The 252-nt window shown below is 50.0% G+C and carries 1 pseudogene; it reads left to right on the forward strand.

Features of this window, described 5'->3' with window-relative positions:
* A pseudogene (locus HJY11_RS13660) lies at positions 1–252 on the forward strand (cobyric acid synthase); the annotation flags it as partial.

Genomic DNA, 252 nt, shown 5'->3' on the forward strand with positions numbered 1-252 from the left:
TGATCCCATATGTAACGTTGGAGCTGGATGACGAGGACAGTTTAAGCGAGAGGCTTGAGAATACAAAAGGGAAGGGAAGGGTTGACATTGCTGCCATCCATCTTCCGAGGATTTCCAATTTCACCGATCTGAACGTCCTTTCCTGCTACGAGGACATCTCGGTGCGTTATGTCCGGAGTCTTTCCCAGTTTGGAGAGCCGGATCTGATCGTACTGCCGGGGACAAAAAATACGCTGGAAGACCTGAAATGGC

It is taken from the genome of Bittarella massiliensis (ex Durand et al. 2017) (assembly GCF_017566145.1).
In the GTDB taxonomy this organism is placed as follows: domain Bacteria; phylum Bacillota; class Clostridia; order Oscillospirales; family Ruminococcaceae; genus Bittarella; species Bittarella massiliensis_A.